Here is an 18208-nt window from a genome sequence, read left to right on the forward strand (position 1 = left end):
AACGCCCCGCTTGAAGAAAATGATACGCCTACTCATCAATTCAGGCAAAACCCGGGCGTTCCCCAGGGCACAGCCCCATTCTGGCCGTCAACTGCATATCTTCAAAGTATTGAAGTTGTTGATTTCATATATTTGACGCACATCCTCCATGTCTCTATCGTCCCGCCGACCAGCGAGCCAAGCAGGCATCGCCGGCCTACAACGACGGAGACAACGGACATGAGCCATTCGCACCGCCCGGGGCAGCCTCCCAGGCTTCCCCTCCCCCACGCCCTCCTCGCCGGCACCGCGCTGTGCCTGCTGCTCGCCGCCTGCGGCGGCGGGGGCTCCGACAGCGCCGCGGGCAACAGCGACGACGACGCGGGCGGCGGCCCGCCCCCGGTGGTCGCGCCGCCCATCGACCCGGTGGCCGCCTGCGCCGCGCTCAACGGCTTCACGCTCGCGGCGGCGGACCTGTCGCTGCCCTCCGGCGGCGCCTCGGTGACCGCCGCCACCTACCTCACCGGTGGCCCCCTGGGCAACCACTGCCAGGTGCGCGGCGCGATCCGCCCGGTCGACCCGAGCGCGCCCGACATCGGCTTCGCCGTCAACCTGCCCACGGACTGGAACGGCAAGGCCATCCACTTCGGCGGCGGCGGCTTCAACGGCCGCCTGATCGACGGCACCGAGCAGATCCGCTTCGGCCCGCCGGACAAGCCGGCCCCACTGGCGCTGGGCTACGCCACCTTCGGCGACGACAGCGGCCACCAGAGCAGCAGCATCACCGACGGCTCGTTCGCCGCCAACGACGAAGCGCTGGCCAACTACGGCGGCCTCGCGCTCAAGAAGACCCACGACGTCGCCATGAAGCTGGTGCGCGCGCGCTACGGCAGCGCACCGAAGCAAGCCTACTTTCTCGGCACCTCCACCGGCGGGCGCGATGCGTTGGCCCACATCCAGCGCTGGCCCGCCGACTACAACGGCGTGATCGCCAACGAACCCGCGCTCAACTACAGCGGCACGCGCCTGAGCAACCTGGCCGTGGGCCGCGCGCTCTACCTCAACGGCGGCGCGGGCTGGCTCAACGTCGCCAAGACGCTGCTGGTGCAGCGCACCGCCATGACCACCTGCGACACGCTGGATGGCGCGGCCGACGGCATCGTCAGCAACGTGGAGAGCTGCCGCCTGCTCAACGCGCAGGTGCTCAACGCCCTGCGCTGCCCCGGGGGCGTGGACACCGGCAACACCTGCCTGTCGGACGCGCAGCTCGACACCGTGCGCGCCATCGAATCGCCGCTGGACTTCACCACCTACACCCTGGCCCATGGCGTCACGCGCGCGGGCGGCTACAACCTGCTCGAAGGCGCGCTGGTGGCCGGGCCGTACACCTCGCGCGACCTCGGCACGCGGGCGGTGCCGGGCAACCCCGCCACCTCCGCGGACGCCAACATGTACGTCACGGGCGACCAGTGGGCCAAATACTTCGTCACGCGCGTGGCCTCGTTCGACTCGCTCGGCTTCGACCCGCTGAACCCTGGCCTGTACACGGCGCGCGTGCAGGCGGCCTCGGCGCAGACCGACGCCACCAACCCCGACCTCTCGGCCTTCCTCGCGCGCGGCGGGCGCCTGATCATGCTGCACGGCCTGGCCGACGAGGTCATCAGCCCGAACTCCACCATCGACTACCACCAGCGCGTGCTCGCCACCGTGGGGCAGGCCGCCGTCGAGGCGGGCATCCGCTTCTACACCGTGCCCGGCATGGGCCACGGCACGGGCGTGTTCATCCCCAACTGGGATTCGCTGGCGGCGCTGGAAAACTGGGTCGAGCGCGGCCTTGCGCCCGCCACCGTCACCGCCTTCGACGCGGTCGCCGGCACCTACGGCCGCACGCGCCCGCTGTGCGAGTACCCGGCCTACCCGAAGTACCGGGGCAGCGGCAGCCTGGACGCAGCGGTGAATTTCAGCTGCGTCACCGAGGTGGGCGACCCGCTGGCCTGCAGCCACCTGCCCAGCGCGCTGACCAGCTACAAAGGCGGCAACACGCGCGGCGAGGAACTGACGCTGCAGGTGGACCCGGCCACGCTGGCCTACACCCTCACCATCGACGCGAGCCTGCAGCGCGCGCCGGGCACGCAGCGCAGCGGCACCCTGATCGCCCAGGGGCAGTGCAGCTACGCCAGCGCCGAAAACGGCGCGCTCTTCACCTTCAGCGCCGGCGGCCTGGTGCACGGCGGCATCGCGGCGGCCAGCGGCGGCGGCCACCTGCCCCTGCTGGCGTTCCGCGACACCTTCGTCAACACCACCGCGGGCAGCGGCTTCAACACCATCGCGGGCGACTTCAACGCCGTGGGCGCCGACTACAGCGCGGGCGGCACCCTGAGCACCTGGGCCGGCACCGGCAAGATCCGCAACGCGGGCACCTGGCAGACCTGCCAGGCCACCGGCACGCCGCCGGGCTTCATGCTCTACGAGGCCAACTGCTCACCGGCCACCAAGGGCTACCTGCAGTACAGCGCCGTGCGCAACGCCTACGAGCTCATGCTCACCTCCACCTGCGGTGGCGCGGGTTGCCCCTCGACGCCCACCTCGGGCGGCACGGTCACCGGCTCCGTGGTGGCCGGCATGGTCGGCGGCAACCCGGTGCCGCTGGTGCTGCTGCGCGCGGCCGATGCCAGCAGCTCGGGCATGCGGCTCTACGCCAGACAGGCCACCCTGTTGCCCGGCACGGGCGATGGCCGCTACGCGATGAACAGCACCGACGGCAGCGCGGTGGGCGACGCCACGGTGCTGGGCACCGCCCTCACGCGCGGCGCGCAGTCCGATGTGCTGGACTTCGACACGCCCGTGGCGGGTGTCACACAGACCCGCGCGGCGCCACCGGCCCACCTGCTGTTCAGCAACGGCGTGCTCGGCCAGCTGGAGACCACCCGGCTGCTGCTGGGCGTTCGGCACTGAGAAAAACACCCCCTGCGCCGCTGCGCGGCTTCCCCCTCTCTGGCGCCTTCGGCTGGGAGGGGGACGGCACCTCGGGCCGGCGGAGCCGGACCCTTGTTGCCCCTGGTGGGCGGCGCGCTCCGGCGGAGTAGTCAGCTCAGGCGGTGCCGGCGCGCTTGGCCTCGCGGCTGGCTTTCCAGGCGCCGAAGATGGCGATCAGGCCGGGCACGATGATCAGGGCCCAGATGATCATGCTCAGGTTCTCCTGCACCCAGGGCAGGTTGCCGAACAGGTAACCCGCCGTGGTCAGGCCCACCACCCAGATCAGCGCGCCGATCACGTTGTAGGCCGTGAACTTGACGCGCGTCATCTCGGCCACGCCGGCCACGAAGGGCGCGAAGGTGCGGATGAAGGGCATGAAGCGCGCCAGGATGATGGTGATGCCGCCGTATTTCTCGTAGAAGGCGTGCGCCTGGTTGAAGGCGTTGCGGTTGAACAGGCGCGAGTTCTCCCACTGAAACACCTTGGGGCCGAAGTAGCGGCCGATGGTGTAGTTGGTCTGGTCGCCCAGCACCGCGGCGATGACCAGCAGCACCATGGCCAGCGGCAGGCTCATCAGGCCCACGCCGCACAGCGCGCCCACCACGAACAGCAGCGAGTCCCCGGGCAGGAAGGGCATCACCACCACACCGGTCTCGGTGAAGATGATCAGGAACAGCAGGGCATAGACCCAGGCCCCGTAGTTCTGCACGAAGGTCTGAAGGTGCTGGTCCACATTCAGGATGAAGTCGATGAGGAAGGTAACGATTTCCATGGTGGGGGCATTATCCCTGCGGCCTACAATTTGCCCGTGACAAGCCTTCCCACCCCCACCGCCCTCCCCCGCCGCCCCATCCGCGAACTGCCCGATGAGCTGATCAGCCAGATCGCCGCGGGCGAAGTGGTCGAGCGGCCCGCCTCGGTGGTGCGCGAGCTGGTGGACAACGCGCTGGACGCGGGCGCGACGCAGATCACGCTGCGCCTGCAGGCCGGCGGCGTGCGGCTCATCAGCGTGGAAGACAACGGCTGCGGCATCCTGCGCAGCGAGCTGCCCCACGCGCTCAAGCGCCACGCCACCAGCAAGATCGCCAGCCTCTCCGACCTGGAGTCGGTGGGCACCATGGGTTTTCGCGGCGAGGCGCTGGCCGCCATCTGCTCGATCGCCGAGGTCTCGCTGCTCACGCGCGTGGACACGCCCGACGAACCCCACGGCTGGCTGCTCGACGGCCGCAGCGGCGAGCTGCAGCCCACCGCCCGCGCGCCCGGCACCACGGTGGAAGTGCGCGAGCTGTTTTTTGCCACGCCCGCGCGGCGCAAGTTCCTCAAGACCGACGCGACCGAACTCGCCCACTGCATCGAGGCCGTGCGCCGCCACGCGCTGGCCCGGCCCGACGTGGGCTTCGCCATCTGGCACGAGGGCAAGCTGGTGGCGCAGTGGCGCGCGGTGGCCGGCGACAGCGGCATGGCCGCACTGCGCCAGCGCCTGGCCGACGTCCTGGGCGAGGACTTCGTGGCACAGGCCGTGGCGGTGGACTGGCCCATCGACCCCCCCGTCCTGGTGGCGAATGGCCAGCAGCGCCTGCGCGTGTGGGGCTTCGCCGGCGTGCCCGACGCGGCACGCTCGCGCGCCGACTGGCAGTTCGCCTACGTGAACGGCCGCTACGTGCGCGACAAGGTCATCACCCACGCCGCGCGCAGCGCCTACGAAGACGTGCTGCACGGCCACCGCCAGCCGGTGTACGCGCTGTTCGTCTCGCTCGACCCCACGCGCGTGGACGTGAACGTGCACCCCACCAAGATCGAGGTGCGCTTTCGCGACAGCCGCGAGGTGCACCAGGGCGTGCACCATGCGGTGGAAGCCGCGCTCGCGGTGCCCCGCTCGGGCAACAGCGCAGCAGAGGCGGCCCCCCTGCCGGCGGCCGCGCCCGCCGCCCCGGCCTGGACGCCCCCGGCGCGGCAGGCCCCGTTTGCGTTCGCGCCGCGCGAGCCCGAGGTGGGCCACCGCGTGAGCGACGTGGGCGCCCTGTGGGCCACCGCGCCGGCCGCGGCCCCCCCGACCACGGCCAGCCTCAACACCAACGCCTGGGCCCCGCCCGCGCGCAGCGCCGACCCCGCGCCACCTCAGGCCTTGCCCGAGGGCGACTGGCCGCTGGGCCGCGCCATCGCGCAGCTGCAGGGCGTGTACATCCTGGCCGAGAACGCGCACGGCCTCGTGGTGGTGGACATGCACGCGGCCCACGAGCGCATCGTCTACGAGCGGCTCAAGCAGCAGCTCGACGAGCAGCAGCTGGCCAGCCAGCCGCTGCTGATCCCGGCCACCTTCTCCGCCACGCCCGACGAGGTGGCCACCGCCGAGGACGGCGCCGACGTGCTGGCCACGCTGGGCCTGGAAATCACCGCCCTCTCGCCCAAGACGCTGGCCGTGCGCGCCGTGCCGACCACGCTGGCGCAGGGCGACCCGGTGGAGCTGGCGCGCAGCGTGCTCGCCGAGCTGGGCCAGCACGAAGCCAGCACCGTGGTGCAACGCGCCCGCAACGAACTGCTGGCCACCATGGCCTGCCACGGCGCGGTGCGCGCCAACCGGCGCCTCACGCTCGACGAGATGAACGCGCTGCTGCGCCAGATGGAAGTGACCGAGCGCTCCGACCAGTGCAACCACGGCCGACCCACCTGGCGGCAGATGGGCATGAAGGAACTGGACGCCCTGTTTCTGCGCGGCCGCTGACTCGCGCCCGCTTTTTCGCACCAAAAACAGGCAAGACCCTAGGGTAAACGAGAAGGACGCCGACCGTCCGCTGCGCCAAAACAGGGCGTTTTGCGTCACGAAATGCAGGTTGCGCATAATCTCATGCACTTTTTTAAAGCATGAGACACATGAAATACACCTCGGCCCACCATTTCCTCGAACACGTCGCGCACCAGAACCCCGGTCAACCCGAATTCCACCAGGCCGTCTCGGAGGTCATGGAAAGCCTCTGGCCTTTCATTGCCGCCCACCCCAAATACGCCGAACACGGCCTGCTGGACCGCCTGGTCGAACCCGAGCGCGTGGTGATGTTCCGCATTTCCTGGGTCAACGACCACGGTGACGTGCAGGTCAACCGCGGCTACCGCATCCAGCACAGCTCGGCCATCGGCCCCTACAAGGGCGGCATGCGCTTCCACCCCTCGGTGAACCTGTCGATCCTGAAGTTCCTGGCCTTCGAGCAGACCTTCAAGAACGCGCTGACCACGCTGCCCATGGGCGGCGGCAAGGGCGGCTCCGACTTCGACCCCAAGGGCAAGCGCCCGGGCGAGGTGATGCGCTTCTGCCAGGCCCTGGTGAGCGAGCTGTTCCGCCACGTCGGCAGCGACACGGACGTCCCGGCCGGCGACATCGGCGTGGGCGGGCGCGAAGTCGGTTTCATGGCCGGCATGATGAAAAAGCTCAGCAACCGCGCCGACTGCGTCTTCACCGGCAAGGGCCTGTCCTTCGGCGGCTCGCTGATCCGCCCCGAGGCCACGGGCTACGGCACGGTGTACTTCGCCGAAGAGATGCTCAAGCAGCGCGGCATGAGCTTCCAGGGCCTGCGCGTGAGCGTGTCCGGCTCGGGCAACGTGGCGCAGTACGCGGTCGAAAAGGCCATGGCGCTGGGCGCCAAGGTGGTCACGGTCTCCGACTCCAGCGGCACCGTGATCGACGAGGACGGCTTCAGCCCCGCCAAGCTCGCCGAGCTGATGGAGGTGAAGAACCACCTCTACGGCCGCGTGAGCGACTACGCCGAGCGCACCAAGACGCGCTTCGAGCCCGGCAAGAACCCCTGGGCCGTGCCGGTGGACGTGGCCCTGCCCTGCGCCACCCAGAACGAGCTCAACGCCGAGGACGCGGCCACCCTGATCCGCAACGGCGTGATCTGCGTGGCCGAGGGCGCCAACATGCCCACCACCATGGAGGCGGTGCAGCGCTTCGAGCAAGCCGGCGTGTTGTACGCGCCCGGCAAGGCCAGCAACGCCGGCGGCGTGGCCACTTCCGGCCTGGAGATGAGCCAGAACGCCATGCGCCTGTCCTGGCCGCGCGACGAGGTCGATGCCCGCCTGCACACCATCATGCGCGGCATCCACGAGGCCTGCCTGCAGCACGGCCGCCGCGCCGACGGCACGGTGAGCTACGTGGACGGCGCGAACATCGCCGGCTTCGTGAAGGTGGCCGACGCGATGCTGGCCCAAGGCGTCATTTAGCGCACCCCCTGCGCCGCTCACGCGGCTTCCCCCTGAAGGGGGACGACACCTGGGGCCGGCAAAGCCGGACCCTCGGTGTCTCTGGCTGCTCTGCCCGCAGGCGCAAGGCGTGATCTAAACCACGCGGGCGCCTTCGCGGTGCCCCGGCGGTGTGGCATGGAACCTGCGGAAGGAGGAAAGTACCTGAACTTTTTCCCCTTCTGGTGCATCCATCACCGCCATGAAGCGCCTCATTGTCACCCTGCTCGCCGCCCTGGCCCTGTTGGCCGGGTGCGCCACACTGGATGAGAAGCAGCGCTTCTGGATCTTCCAGCCCTCCGACCGCACCTGGGCAGGCGGCCTCAGCGCCGCCGAGGGCATGGACGACGTGTGGATCGATTTCGACTCCCCCAAGACCGGCAAGCCGGTGAAGCTGCATGGCCTGTGGGCGGCGCACGAGAACTTCGAGCGCCGCAAGGACGCGCCGGTGCTGCTCTACCTGCACGGCGCGCGCTTCAACGTCACCGGCTCGGCCTTCCGCGCCCGGCGCATGGAAGACCTGGGTTTCTCGGTGCTGGCCATCGACTACCGGGGTTTCGGCAAGAGCACGAACGAGCTGCCCTCCGAGACCACCGCCTACGAAGACGCGCGCGCGGCCTGGAACTGGCTTGGTGAAAAATACCCCGGGCGGCCGCGTTACATCTTCGGCCACTCGCTGGGCGGCGCCATCGCCATCGAACTCGCGGCCCAGGTGGACGACGAAGCCGGCACCGTGGTCGAAGGCACCTTCACCTCCATTCCCGACGTGGTCAGCACCTTCAAATGGGGCTGGCTGCCGATCTCGCTGCTGATCACGCAGCGCTTCGAGGCCGTCAAGCGCGTGCCCGAGATCGGCTCGCCACTGCTCGTGGTGCACGGCGGGGACGACCGCCTGATCCAGCCCGAGCTGGGCCGCAGGCTGTACGAGGCCGCCAAGGGCCGCAAGGCCTTCGTGCTGGTCGAAGGCGGCTCTCACCACAACACCAATTCGGTCGGGCAGGCGCAGTACCGCGCCGCGCTCTCCAGCCTGTTCGGCATGCGCGACGAGAGCGCGGACGCGCTGAAGGTGGTCGAGCGCTAGACCCGGCTCAGTGCTGCACCGCCTGGGCCAGCGCCGCCCAGGCCTTGTGGTTCAAGGGCATGGTGGCCGCCGCCGCCGCGATCGGGTGCGAGGACAGCTTCACCACCACCATCTCGGCCTTGGGGTTGATGTGGATGAACTGGTTGTGCACGCCGGCCGCCTCCCAGGCGCCATCGGCGTTGTGCAGCGCCCACCACTGGTTGCGGTAGCTGTAGCCCGCGCGCGCCTGCTGGCCCGGTGCCTTGGCGAACTTCTCGCGGTCGCCGCCGCGCGCGGTGTCGGCGATCACCTCGCTGGCCAGGATGCGCTGGCCGTTGAACTCGCCGCCCCGGCGCAGCATCTCGCCAAAGCGCGCCAGGTCGCGCAGCGTGGCGCTCATGCCCGAGCCCTGCAGCGGCGTGCCCACCGAGTCGATCATCACGCTCGCGTCTTCCTCGGCGCCCAGCTTCTGCCAGACGCGTTCGCTCAGCAGGTCGGCGAAGTGCTGGCCGCTCGCGCGCGAGACGATCCAGCCCAGCACCTCGGAATGCACGGTGCGGTAGACGAAGGCCTCGCCGTGCTCGCCCTCCTTCTTCAAGGTCTTGAGAAAGCTGTAGATGTCCTTCGGCCCGGTGTAGGTGGCTGGCGCGGGCAGCATGCCGCTGGAGAACAGGTAGGGGAACACCTCGGTCGTGGGATCGGTGTAGACCTCGCGGTAGCGCACCGCGCCGGTCATGTCCATCACCTGGCGCACGCTCATGTCGTCCCAGGCGCTGCCGGCCAGTTCGGGCACGTACTGCGTCACGCGCGCGGCCGGGTCGATGCGGCCTTCGTGCGCGAGCTGCGCGGCCAGCAGGCCGGTGAAGCTCTTGGTGACGGAGAACAGCAGGTGCGGCGTCTCGGGCTTCATGTTGCGGTAGCGCTCGTACACCACCCGGCCGCGGTGCAGCACGATGAGGGCGTCGGTGTAGGTGTTGCGCTGCCACTCGGCGATGGTGGTGCGCCCGCCCTGCTCGTCGGCGAAGGCCCAGTCGTCCAGGTTCTTCTCGCGGCGCGGCAGCGGGGCCACCGCCGCCGGGCCGCGGCGGATGTTGCGCGTGGGCAGCAACTCGCGCACGTGCTGCAGCGACCAGGTCATCTGCGGGTAGCGGGTGCGGTTGCCGTTGTCCACCAGCTTGTCGGGGGCCGGCGGAAAGCCTTCCATGTAGCCGAGCTTGTCGAGCAGCACGCTGTCGGGTGGCGGCAGTTGCGGGGCCTGGGCCCAGGCCGTGGGCAGGGCCAGCAGCAGGCCGCAGAGGGCGGTGGTGATCGGTCGGACGCGGTGGCGCATGGGTCTTGTCTCCTGTTGTGGTTCGGGAATACCGGGGTCTCGCCACGGGCAAGTTACCGGGACAATGGCGCGCAATCTTGATGAGAACCTGATGCCCAGTCCCGCACGCGACGACGACAACGACGCGCCCACCGGCACCCACCCCGGCGGGCTGGGCTACACCGCCGCCGACGACGGCGATGTCTGCCACCACGGCCGGCCGCTCGCGCTGCCGCCCAAGGAGCGCGCGGTGCTGCACCTGCTGCTGCGGCAATGGCCGCGCACCGTGTCCAAGGAGCAGTTCGCGCGGCAGGTGTGGGCCGGCCAGCCGATGTCGGACGAAAGCCTGGCCCGCTGCATCGCACAGCTGCGCCAGGCCCTGCCGCCGGCCACCGGCCTGGCCCTGCGCGCGGTGTACCGGCGCGGCTACCGGCTGGAGGTGATCGCCTCCACCAACGAGGCCCCGTCGCCCGCGCATGGTCGGCTGGCGCATGCCGCCATGGCAGCGCCGCACCAGGTGGAGACGCTGACCCACGCGCGCCAGCTCGTGCAGCAGCGCACCGCCGAGGCGCTCGTGCGCGCCGAGCGGCTGCTGCGCGCGCTGATCGACGAAGTGCCGGACTACCTCGCGGCGCCGCTCGCGCTGGCCGAGTGCCTCGCGGCCACGGTGAGCTGCGGCCTGGCTGTGCGGCGCGAGCGCATCGACGAGGCCCTGGCGCACCTGGACCGCGTGGCCCACGGCGCGCCCCACATGCCCGGCCTGTGGGCCGAAAGCGCGCACCTGCTCGACTGCGCCTGGCGCTTCGACGAGGCCGCCGCGCTGCACGGACGCGCCCTGGCCAGTTCGCCGCTGGACGCCGCCACGCACTACTACCGGGGCTGGCACCTGCTCGCCACGGACCGGCCGCGCGAGGCCGTGGCGGCGCTGGAGCAGGCCCTGCGCTTGAACCCGTTCTCGGTCTACATGGCCATCCTGCTGGCGCGCGCGCTGGCCACCGCGGGCGACCCCGAAGCCGCGCTCGCGCGGGCCCGGCGCACGCGCGAGAACGCGCCCGAGCACCGCGCCGCCGCCTTGCACCTGCTGGGCGTGCAGGCCCTGGTGGCGCCCTCGCCCGCACTGGCCGCCCAGGCCCTCGAGCTGCTGCCCGACCCGGCCGCGTGGGTCTTCGCCGCGTCCACGCTGGGCTATGTGCTCGCGCGCTGCGGCGAGGCCGACGCGGCCGCGCGCGTGATCGCCGGCACCCAGCAGGGCAACCCGAGCGAGCAGGCCACCCACGTCGCGGCGCTCGCGCTGCTAGGCCGCCGCGATGAAGCGATGGACCGCCTGGAGCGCGCCGCCACCGAGGGCTGCGGACACCTGCCGCTGGTGCTGCTGGCCACCGAGAATCACGGCCTGCGCAGCGAACCGCGCTGGCCGGCCATCGCGGCCCGCGTCTGGCCACCCCGCTAGCCACGCGCCGCAAGGCGTTCTGCTACCCTCGACCGGATGCCCGCCCCGCCTCCTTCGCCCTCTTCTTCCGCCATGTCGCCCGGCCTGATCGTGCTGGTGCTGTCGCTGCTGCTGGGCCTGCAGCCGATCGCCACCGACCTCTACCTGCCCGCGCTGCCCGCGCTCACCTCGGGCTTTGGCGCGCCCATGTCGCAGGCCCAGCTCACGCTCACCGCGCTGCTGCTGTGCTTCGGCCTGTCGCAGCTGGTGTGGGGCCCGCTGTCGGACCGCCACGGCCGCCGGCCCGTGCTGCTGGTGGGCATGAGCGCCTTCGTCGCGGCCTCGATCGGCAGCACCTTCGCGCCGTCGATGGAACAGCTCATCGTCTGGCGCGCGGTGCAGGGCGCGGCCATGGGCGCGGGCGTGATGTGCGCGCGCGCCATCGTGCGCGACCTGTACGCGCCCAGCGAAGGCGCGCGCGTCATGTCCAAAGGCCTCACCGGCCTGGGCGTGATCGCCTGCGCCGCGTCGCCCACCGGCGGCCTGCTGTCGGACCTGTTCGGCTGGCGCGTCTCGCTCATGGCGCTCGCGGTGTTCGGCGCCATCACCCTGCTGGTCGTGGCCTGGCGTTTCGAAGAGACCCTGGCGCAGAAGAACCCGCGCGCGCTCTCGCCCGGCACCCTGTTCGGCAACTGGGCGCAGATCGCGCGCCACCCCACGTTCTGGGCCTTCGCGCTGCTGTCCACCGCGTCCTACGGCGGCCTGTTCACCTTTCTCGCGGCCTCGTCCTTCGTGTTCATCCGCGTGCTCGGCCTGTCCACCACGGCCTATGGCGTGGTGATGTTCAGCATCTCGCTGGTCTACATCCTGGGCACCTTCCTGTGCCGACAGCTGCTGCCGCGCCTGGGCCTGCGCCGCACCGTGGCCGTCGCCGGGGTCATCACGCTCACCGCCGGTACCAGCATGGGTGTCCTGGGGCTGCTGGGCGTGCAGAGCACCTGGGCCATCCTGGTGCCGTTCTGGCTCTTCATGCTCGCGCACGGCGTGCACCAGCCCTGCGGCCAGAGCGGCGCGGTGGGCCCGTTTCCGCAGGCCGCCGGCGCGGCCTCGGCGCTCAGCGGTTTCCTGTCGATGGTCACGGCCTTCGCCATGGGCGGCTGGCTCGGCGTGAGCCTGGCCGGCATCGGTGAAGGGCGCGGCTCGGTGCTGCCGCTGACCAATGGCCTGTGGTTCTGGAGCGTGCTCATCGCCCTCGTGGCCTGGACGCTGGTGCAGCGCCATGGCGAGGCGCACACCGCGCCGCAGCGCGTGAGCGCATCGGCCCGTTGACACCCCTCACCATGCCAGTCGCTCCCCGTTGCATCGCACTCGCCGGCCCCACGGCCAGCGGCAAGAGCGCGGCCTCGCTGGCCATCGCGTTGCGCTGGCCGGTGGAAATCATCAGCGTCGACTCGGCCCTGGTCTACCGCGGCATGGACATCGGCAGCGCCAAGCCCAGCGCGCAAGAACGCGCCCAGGTGCCGCACCACCTGATCGACATCCTCGACCCGCTGCAGAGCTACAGCGCCGCCGACTTCGTGCGCGACACCACGCGCCTGGTGGACGAGATCGCCGCGCGCGGCCGCACCGCGCTGCTGGTGGGCGGCACCATGCTGTATTTCAAGGCCCTGCTGGTGGGCCTGGACGAGATGCCCCAGGCCGACGCCCGCGTGCGCGAACGCATCGAAGCGCGCGCGCTCGAACTGGGCTGGCCGGCGCTGCACGCCGAACTCGCGCGCGTGGACCCGATCACCGCCGCGCGCCTGCCGCCCAACGACTCGCAGCGCATCCAGCGCGCGCTGGAGGTGCACGAGGTCTCGGGCCAACCCCTCTCCAGCTTCCAGACCGGCCGCACCCACAACCCGGACAGCCCGCTCGCGCCCGAGCACCTGATCTCGCTCGAACCGCAGGACCGCGCCTGGCTGCACGCGCGCATCGCCCAGCGCTTCGACGACATGCTCGCCGCCGGTTTTCTCGACGAGGTGCGCGCGCTGCGCGCGCGCGGCGACCTCTCCACCGAGCTGCCGTCCATGCGCTGCGTGGGCTACCGCCAGGCCTGGGACATGCTGCAGGCCCACGGCGACGCGCTCACGCGCGAACAGCTCGCCGAGCTGCGCGACCTCGGCATCTTCGCCACCCGCCAGCTCGGCAAGCGCCAGCTCACCTGGCTGCGCTCCATGCCACAGCGCCGCGTGATCGCCTGCGACGCGCCCGACGCACTGGCCCAGGTGCTGCACACCGTCGAAACCTGGCTGGGCCCGGCCGCATGAGCACGCCGGCCCTGGTGGTCCACGAACTCGGCAAGCGCTACGGCGACACGCCCGTGTTCAGCCAGGTGAGCCTGAGCGTGGCCCCGGGCGAGTTCGTCGCCATCGTGGGCGAGTCGGGCGTGGGCAAGTCCAGCCTGCTCAACTGCCTGGCCGCGCTCGACGACTGGAGCGAAGGCCACATCACCCACCAGGGCGTGGACCTCGGCACGCTCGACGAGACCCAGCGCGCGCACTGGCGGCGCGAGCACCTGGGCTTCGTGTTCCAGGCCTTCCACGTGCTGCCGCACCTGGACGTGGCGCAGAACGTGGGCCTGCCCCTGCTGCTGCTGGGCCGCCCCGACCCAGCGCGCGTGCGGCAGATGCTCGACGCCGTGGGCCTGGGCGGGCTGGGCGCGCGGCTGCCGGCCGAACTCTCGGGTGGTCAGCTGCAGCGCGTGGCGATCGCGCGCGCGCTGGTGCACCGCCCTGGTTTGCTGCTGGCCGACGAGCCCACCGGCAACCTCGACCCCAGCACCGCCACCCAGGTCATGGACGTGCTGCAGCAGCAGGCCACCGAGAGCGGCGCGGCGCTGGTGCTGGTCACGCACTCCCGCGCGGCCGCTGCGCGCGCGCAGCGCGTGCTGCACCTCACCGCCTCGGGCCTGCAGCCCGCGCTCACCACCTGACACGTTTTCCGCGTGCACGGCGCGGGGCATCGCGGTAAGGTCAGGGCATGGCCGGGTGAAAAGAACCCGCCATGTAACTTGATTACAATAAAATCCAAAATCACAAGTAACTAAATTAGACCATGGTCACAACGAATCCCGCCCCCACCCCTGCCGAGCCGCTCGATCTGGTGATCTTCGGCGGCGTGGGCGACCTCTCGGTGCGCAAGCTGCTGCCCGCGCTCTACATGGCGCACCTGCACCGCAACCTGCCCGAGGCCACGCGCATCCACGCCCTGGGCCGCCAGCCCTGGGACCGCGAGACCTTCACCGCCTTCATCCACGAGAAGGTGCGCGCCTTCATCGCCCCCGAGACGCTGGACGAAACCGCCTGGCAAGGCTTCGTGGCGCGCCTGGGCTATGTGTGCCTCGACGCCACGCAGCCGGCCGACTTCACCGCCCTGGCCGGCGCGCTGCAGCCGGGTTCGGACCGCGTGTACTACCTCGCCACCGCGCCCACGCTGTTCACCGGCATCTGCGCCAACCTGCATGGCGCCGGCCTGATCGACGAGCGCTCGCGCGTGGTGCTGGAAAAGCCGCTGGGCCACGACCTGGCCTCGGCGCGCGCCATCAACGACGAGGTGGGCCGCTACTTCAGCGAGGGGCAGACCTTCCGCATCGACCACTACCTGGGCAAGGAGACGGTGCAGAACATGATGGTGCTGCGCTTTGGCAACACCATCTTCGAGCCGCTCTGGCGCAGCCCCTACATCAAGAGCGTGCAGATCACGGTGGCCGAGTCGGTCGGCGTGGGCAGCCGCGCCGGCTTCTACGATGGCACCGGCGCGCTGCGCGACATGGTGCAGAACCACCTGCTGCAGCTGCTGTGCATCGTGGCCATGGAGCCCCCGGTCTCGCTCGACCCCGATGCCGTGCGCGACGAAAAACTCAAGGTGCTGCGCTCGCTGCGCCCCATGACCGAGGCCGACGTGGCGCGCGACACCGTGCGCGGCCAGTACACCGCCGGCGCCTCCAACGGCGACAAGGCCGCGGGCTACCTGCAGGAAGCCAACGTGCCCGCCGACAGCACCACCGAAACCTTCGTGGCCCTGCGCGCGCACATCAACAACTGGCGCTGGGCCAACGTGCCGATCTTCCTGCGCACCGGCAAGCGCATGGCCGAGCGCCGCTCGGAGATCGTCATCGAGTTCGCCGACCTGCCGTACACCATCTTCCCCGACGCACCGCGCCAGCCGGTCAACCGGCTGATGATCCGCCTGCAACCCGAGGAACACGTGCAGCTGCAGATGATGGCCAAGGAACCCGGCAGCGGCATGCGCCTGCGCCCGGTGAGCCTGGACCTGGACCTCGAATCGGCCTTCAGCGCGCGCCGCGCCGAAGCCTACGAGCGCCTGCTCATGGACGTGATCAAGGGCCGCCTGACGCACTTCATGCGGCGCGACGAACTCGAAGCCGCCTGGACCTGGGTCGAGCCCATCCTCGACGGCTGGAGCAACCTGAGCGAGAAGCCCCGCCCCTACACCGCCGGCAGCTGGGGGCCCGCCGCCTCGTCCGCGCTGATGGCGCGCGAAGGCTCGGCCTGGGTGGAAGAAGCCTGACCCCATGAACGCGCTCGACCGCCCCCCACCCAACCCGCTGCAGGTGCACCCCGCCAGCAACGCGGCCGAACTCGCGGCGCAGCTGGCCCTGCATGCCGCGCAGCGCCTGCGCGAGGCGATCGGTGCGCGTGGCCACGCGGTGCTCGCGGTCTCGGGCGGCAAGTCGCCGGTGGCGATGTTCGAACGCCTGCGCGAGCAGCCGGTGGAATGGGACCATGTGAGCGTGCTGCTGGTGGACGAGCGCTGCGTGCCGCACGACCACCCCGAGAGCAACACCGCCCTGGTGCGCACCCACCTGCTGCAGGGCGCCGCCGCCGCGGCCCGCTTCGTGCCCTTCTTCGACCGCCTGCCCACCGTGCTCGACGACGCCGCGCTCGCGGCCCTCGCCGACGGCGCCAACCACCGCCTGGCCACCCAGCCCTGGCCCATGGACCTGGCCGTGCTCGGCATGGGCGAGGATGGCCACACCGCGTCGATCTTTCCGGGCGCGCCCGGCCTGGCCCGCGCGCTGCACGGCAGCGGCCCGGTGACCTGGCAGCGCCCCGCCGAAGCGTCGCGCGCGCCGCACGCGCGCCTCACCCTCACCCTGCCGGCCTTGCTCGCCACGCGCGAACTGGCCCTCTCCATCAGCGGCGCGAGCAAGCTCGCCGTGTACCAGCAGGCCCGGCTCGCCGCCGACGAAAGCCTGCCGGTGTCGCTGGTGCTCAACCAGCACCTCACGCCCGTGAGCGTCTGGCTGGCCTGAACGAGACACCCAAAATGACCACCACCACGAACGCCCCCCTGCACCCCACCCTGGCCCACGTCACGCAGCGCATCACCGAGCGCAGCGCCGCCACGCGCGCGACCTACCTCGCCGCCATGGCCGCGCAGCGCAAGAAAGGCACGCAGCGCACCGGCATGGGCTGCGCCAACATGGCCCACACCACGGCCGCGCTGCCCCTGGCCGACAAGCTCCAGATCCACGCCGAACGCGCGCCGCACCTGGGCATCGTCACCGCGTACAACGACATGCTCTCGGCGCACCAGCCCTACGAGACCTACCCGCAGAAGATCCGCGACCACGCGCACGGCCTGGGCGCCACGGTGCAGGTGGCCGGCGGCGTGCCCGCCATGTGCGACGGCATCACGCAGGGCGCGGCCGGCATGGAGCTCTCGCTGTTCTCGCGCGACGTGATCGCGCTCTCCACCGCCGTGGCGCTCTCGCACAACGTGTTCGACGCCGCGCTCATGCTCGGCATCTGCGACAAGATCGTGCCCGGCCTGTTCATGGGCGCGCTGCAGTTCGGCCACCTGAGCACCGTGTTCGTGCCCGCCGGCCCCATGACCTCGGGCCTCTCGAACGACGCCAAGGCCAAGGTGCGCCAGCAGTACGCGCAAGGCCTGGTGGGCCGCGACGCGCTGCTCGAATCGGAGGCCCAGGCCTACCACAGCCCTGGCACCTGCACCTTCTACGGCACGGCCAACAGCAACCAGATGCTGATGGAGATCATGGGCCTGCACCTGCCCGGCGCCTCGTTCGTCAACCCCGGCACGCCGTTGCGCGAGGCACTCACCCTGGGCGCGGTCAAGCGCGCGGTGGCCAACACCGGCCGCACCGGCGAACCCGCGCTGAGCCTGGCCGACATCGTGACCGAGAAGACCCTGGTCAACGGCATCGTCGGCCTGCTGGCCACGGGCGGCTCGACCAACCACACGCTGCACCTCGTGGCCATGGCGCGCGCCGCCGGTGTGCTGATCGACTGGGACGATTTCGCCGAGCTCTCGCACGTGGTGCCGCTGCTGGCGCGCGTCTACCCCAACGGCAGCGCCGACGTGAACCACTTCCACGCCGCCGGCGGCATGGGTTACCTGATGCAGCAGCTGCTCGCCGCCGGCCTGCTGCACGCCGACGTGAACACCGTGATGGGCGCGGGCCTGGACAGCTACACGCGCGAGCCCTGGCTCGACAGCGGCCAGCTCGCCTGGCGCCCGGTGCCCGAACAGAGCGGCGACCTCTCGGTGCTGCGGCCGGTGAGCGAGCCCTTCAGCGCCGACGGTGGCCTGCGCCTGCTGCAGGGCAACCTGGGGCGCAGCGTGGTGAAGGTCTCGGCGGTCAAGCCCGAGCACCGCGTGGTGCGCGCCCAGGCCGTGGTGGTGAGCGACCAGCAGGACCTGCTGACCCTGTTCAACGAAGGCAAGCTGGAGCGCGACCTGATCGCCGTGGTGCGCTACCAGGGCCCGCGCGCCAACGGCATGCCCGAGCTGCACAAGCTCACGCCGCCGCTGGCCGTGCTGCAGGACAAGGGCTTCAAGGTGGCGCTGGTCACCGACGGCCGCATGTCCGGCGCCTCGGGCAAGGTGCCTGCGGCCATCCACCTCAGCCCCGAGGCCTTGTCCAACGGCCCGATCGCGCGCGTGCGCGACGGCGACTGGATCACGCTCGACTGCGAGCGCGGCGTGCTCGAACTCGAGGTCGATGCCCGCACCCTGGCCCGCCGCCGCATCAAACACCCCGACCTGAGCGCCAACGAACACGGCAGCGGGCGCGAACTGTTCGGCCTGTTCCGCGAAAATGCGGGCGCGGCCGAATCGGGCGCCTCGCCCCTGTTCGCCCCGCTGGCGGTGAACCGCCCCGTGGCCCCCGTTGCAACCCCCACCGCCTGAACCC

Annotated in this window: 13 protein-coding genes; 11 read left to right on the top strand and 2 right to left on the bottom strand. The window is 71.0% G+C overall.

Translation table 11 applies throughout. From position 1 onward, the window contains the following. The first annotated feature begins 219 nt into the window (after positions 1–219). Positions 220–2934 carry a tannase/feruloyl esterase family alpha/beta hydrolase gene (locus AC1Q9M_RS04370; protein ID WP_382323823.1) on the top strand — a complete coding sequence of 905 codons (2715 nt, stop codon included), beginning with the start codon at positions 220–222 and terminating at the stop codon, positions 2932–2934. Between the two features lie 136 nt (positions 2935–3070). Here AC1Q9M_RS04370 and AC1Q9M_RS04375 read toward each other — a convergent pair whose 3' ends face one another. Next, positions 3071–3727, bottom strand: a complete 657-nt coding sequence (locus AC1Q9M_RS04375; RefSeq protein ID WP_382159364.1) for a DedA family protein — start codon at positions 3725–3727, stop codon at positions 3071–3073. Between the two features lie 36 nt (positions 3728–3763). Here AC1Q9M_RS04375 and mutL point away from each other — a divergent pair, with 36 nt between their 5' ends. The 3 genes from mutL (at position 3764) to AC1Q9M_RS04390 (ending at position 8269) form a co-directional block, all read left to right on the top strand. After that, a complete protein-coding gene (gene mutL / locus AC1Q9M_RS04380; protein ID WP_492432587.1) occupies positions 3764–5677 on the top strand; it encodes a DNA mismatch repair endonuclease MutL in 1914 nt (637 codons plus the stop codon). A 149-nt stretch (positions 5678–5826) separates the two neighbouring features. Next, positions 5827–7170: an NADP-specific glutamate dehydrogenase gene (gdhA, locus tag AC1Q9M_RS04385; RefSeq protein WP_492432589.1), complete on the top strand. Its 1344-nt coding sequence runs from the start codon at positions 5827–5829 to the stop codon at positions 7168–7170. Positions 7171–7390: 220 nt separating this feature from the next. Further along, positions 7391–8269, top strand: a complete 879-nt coding sequence (locus tag AC1Q9M_RS04390; RefSeq protein WP_492432591.1) for an alpha/beta hydrolase — start codon at positions 7391–7393, stop codon at positions 8267–8269. A 7-nt stretch (positions 8270–8276) separates the two neighbouring features. Here the strand turns inward: AC1Q9M_RS04390 and AC1Q9M_RS04395 are convergent, their stop codons facing one another. Continuing rightward, positions 8277–9578, bottom strand: a complete 1302-nt coding sequence (locus AC1Q9M_RS04395; protein ID WP_382159371.1) for a serine hydrolase domain-containing protein — start codon at positions 9576–9578, stop codon at positions 8277–8279. Positions 9579–9669: 91 nt separating this feature from the next. Here AC1Q9M_RS04395 and AC1Q9M_RS04400 point away from each other — a divergent pair, with 91 nt between their 5' ends. The 7 genes from AC1Q9M_RS04400 (at position 9670) to edd (ending at position 18204) form a co-directional block, all read left to right on the top strand. Continuing rightward, positions 9670–11007, top strand: a complete 1338-nt coding sequence (locus tag AC1Q9M_RS04400) for a winged helix-turn-helix domain-containing protein (protein ID WP_492432593.1) — start codon at positions 9670–9672, stop codon at positions 11005–11007. A gap of 36 nt (positions 11008–11043) precedes the next feature. Further along, on the top strand, positions 11044–12315 hold the full coding sequence (locus tag AC1Q9M_RS04405) for a Bcr/CflA family efflux MFS transporter (RefSeq protein WP_382159375.1): 1272 nt from the start codon (positions 11044–11046) through the stop codon (positions 12313–12315). Between the two features lie 11 nt (positions 12316–12326). Further along, a complete protein-coding gene (miaA, locus tag AC1Q9M_RS04410) occupies positions 12327–13295 on the top strand; it encodes a tRNA (adenosine(37)-N6)-dimethylallyltransferase MiaA (RefSeq protein WP_492432595.1) in 969 nt (322 codons plus the stop codon). Beyond that, positions 13292–13960, top strand: coding sequence for an ABC transporter ATP-binding protein (locus AC1Q9M_RS04415; protein ID WP_492432597.1), 669 nt, complete (start codon positions 13292–13294; stop codon positions 13958–13960). Before miaA ends, AC1Q9M_RS04415 begins: the two co-directional genes overlap by 4 nt. Positions 13961–14082: 122 nt before the next feature. Continuing rightward, on the top strand, positions 14083–15558 hold the full coding sequence (zwf, locus tag AC1Q9M_RS04420) for a glucose-6-phosphate dehydrogenase (protein ID WP_382323814.1): 1476 nt from the start codon (positions 14083–14085) through the stop codon (positions 15556–15558). Between the two features lie 4 nt (positions 15559–15562). Next, the gene (pgl, locus tag AC1Q9M_RS04425) at positions 15563–16303 is read left to right on the top strand and encodes a 6-phosphogluconolactonase (protein WP_382159383.1); all 741 of its coding nucleotides are present in this window, start codon (positions 15563–15565) and stop codon (positions 16301–16303) included. Between the two features lie 14 nt (positions 16304–16317). After that, positions 16318–18204 (top strand): phosphogluconate dehydratase, encoded by a 1887-nt coding sequence (gene edd / locus AC1Q9M_RS04430; protein WP_492432599.1) that lies wholly within the window; start codon positions 16318–16320, stop codon positions 18202–18204. The last annotated feature ends 4 nt before the right edge of the window (positions 18205–18208 follow it).

The sequence above is a fragment of the Hydrogenophaga sp. GW823-FHT04C09 genome, assembly GCF_058796355.1.

Bases quoted from the DNA above. Each gene is read 5' to 3' on its own strand.
- AC1Q9M_RS04370 (WP_382323823.1), top strand. From the start codon at position 220: ATGAGCCATTCGCACCGCCCGGGGCAGCCTCCCAGGCTTCCCCTCCCC.
- AC1Q9M_RS04375 (WP_382159364.1), bottom strand. From the start codon at position 3,727: ATGGAAATCGTTACCTTCCTCATCGACTTCATCCTGAATGTGGACCAG.
- gdhA (WP_492432589.1), top strand. From the start codon at position 5,827: ATGAAATACACCTCGGCCCACCATTTCCTCGAACACGTCGCGCACCAG.
- AC1Q9M_RS04390 (WP_492432591.1), top strand. From the start codon at position 7,391: ATGAAGCGCCTCATTGTCACCCTGCTCGCCGCCCTGGCCCTGTTGGCC.
- AC1Q9M_RS04395 (WP_382159371.1), bottom strand. From the start codon at position 9,578: ATGCGCCACCGCGTCCGACCGATCACCACCGCCCTCTGCGGCCTGCTG.
- AC1Q9M_RS04400 (WP_492432593.1), top strand. From the start codon at position 9,670: ATGCCCAGTCCCGCACGCGACGACGACAACGACGCGCCCACCGGCACC.
- AC1Q9M_RS04405 (WP_382159375.1), top strand. From the start codon at position 11,044: ATGCCCGCCCCGCCTCCTTCGCCCTCTTCTTCCGCCATGTCGCCCGGC.
- miaA (WP_492432595.1), top strand. From the start codon at position 12,327: ATGCCAGTCGCTCCCCGTTGCATCGCACTCGCCGGCCCCACGGCCAGC.
- AC1Q9M_RS04415 (WP_492432597.1), top strand. From the start codon at position 13,292: ATGAGCACGCCGGCCCTGGTGGTCCACGAACTCGGCAAGCGCTACGGC.
- zwf (WP_382323814.1), top strand. From the start codon at position 14,083: ATGGTCACAACGAATCCCGCCCCCACCCCTGCCGAGCCGCTCGATCTG.
- pgl (WP_382159383.1), top strand. From the start codon at position 15,563: ATGAACGCGCTCGACCGCCCCCCACCCAACCCGCTGCAGGTGCACCCC.
- edd (WP_492432599.1), top strand. From the start codon at position 16,318: ATGACCACCACCACGAACGCCCCCCTGCACCCCACCCTGGCCCACGTC.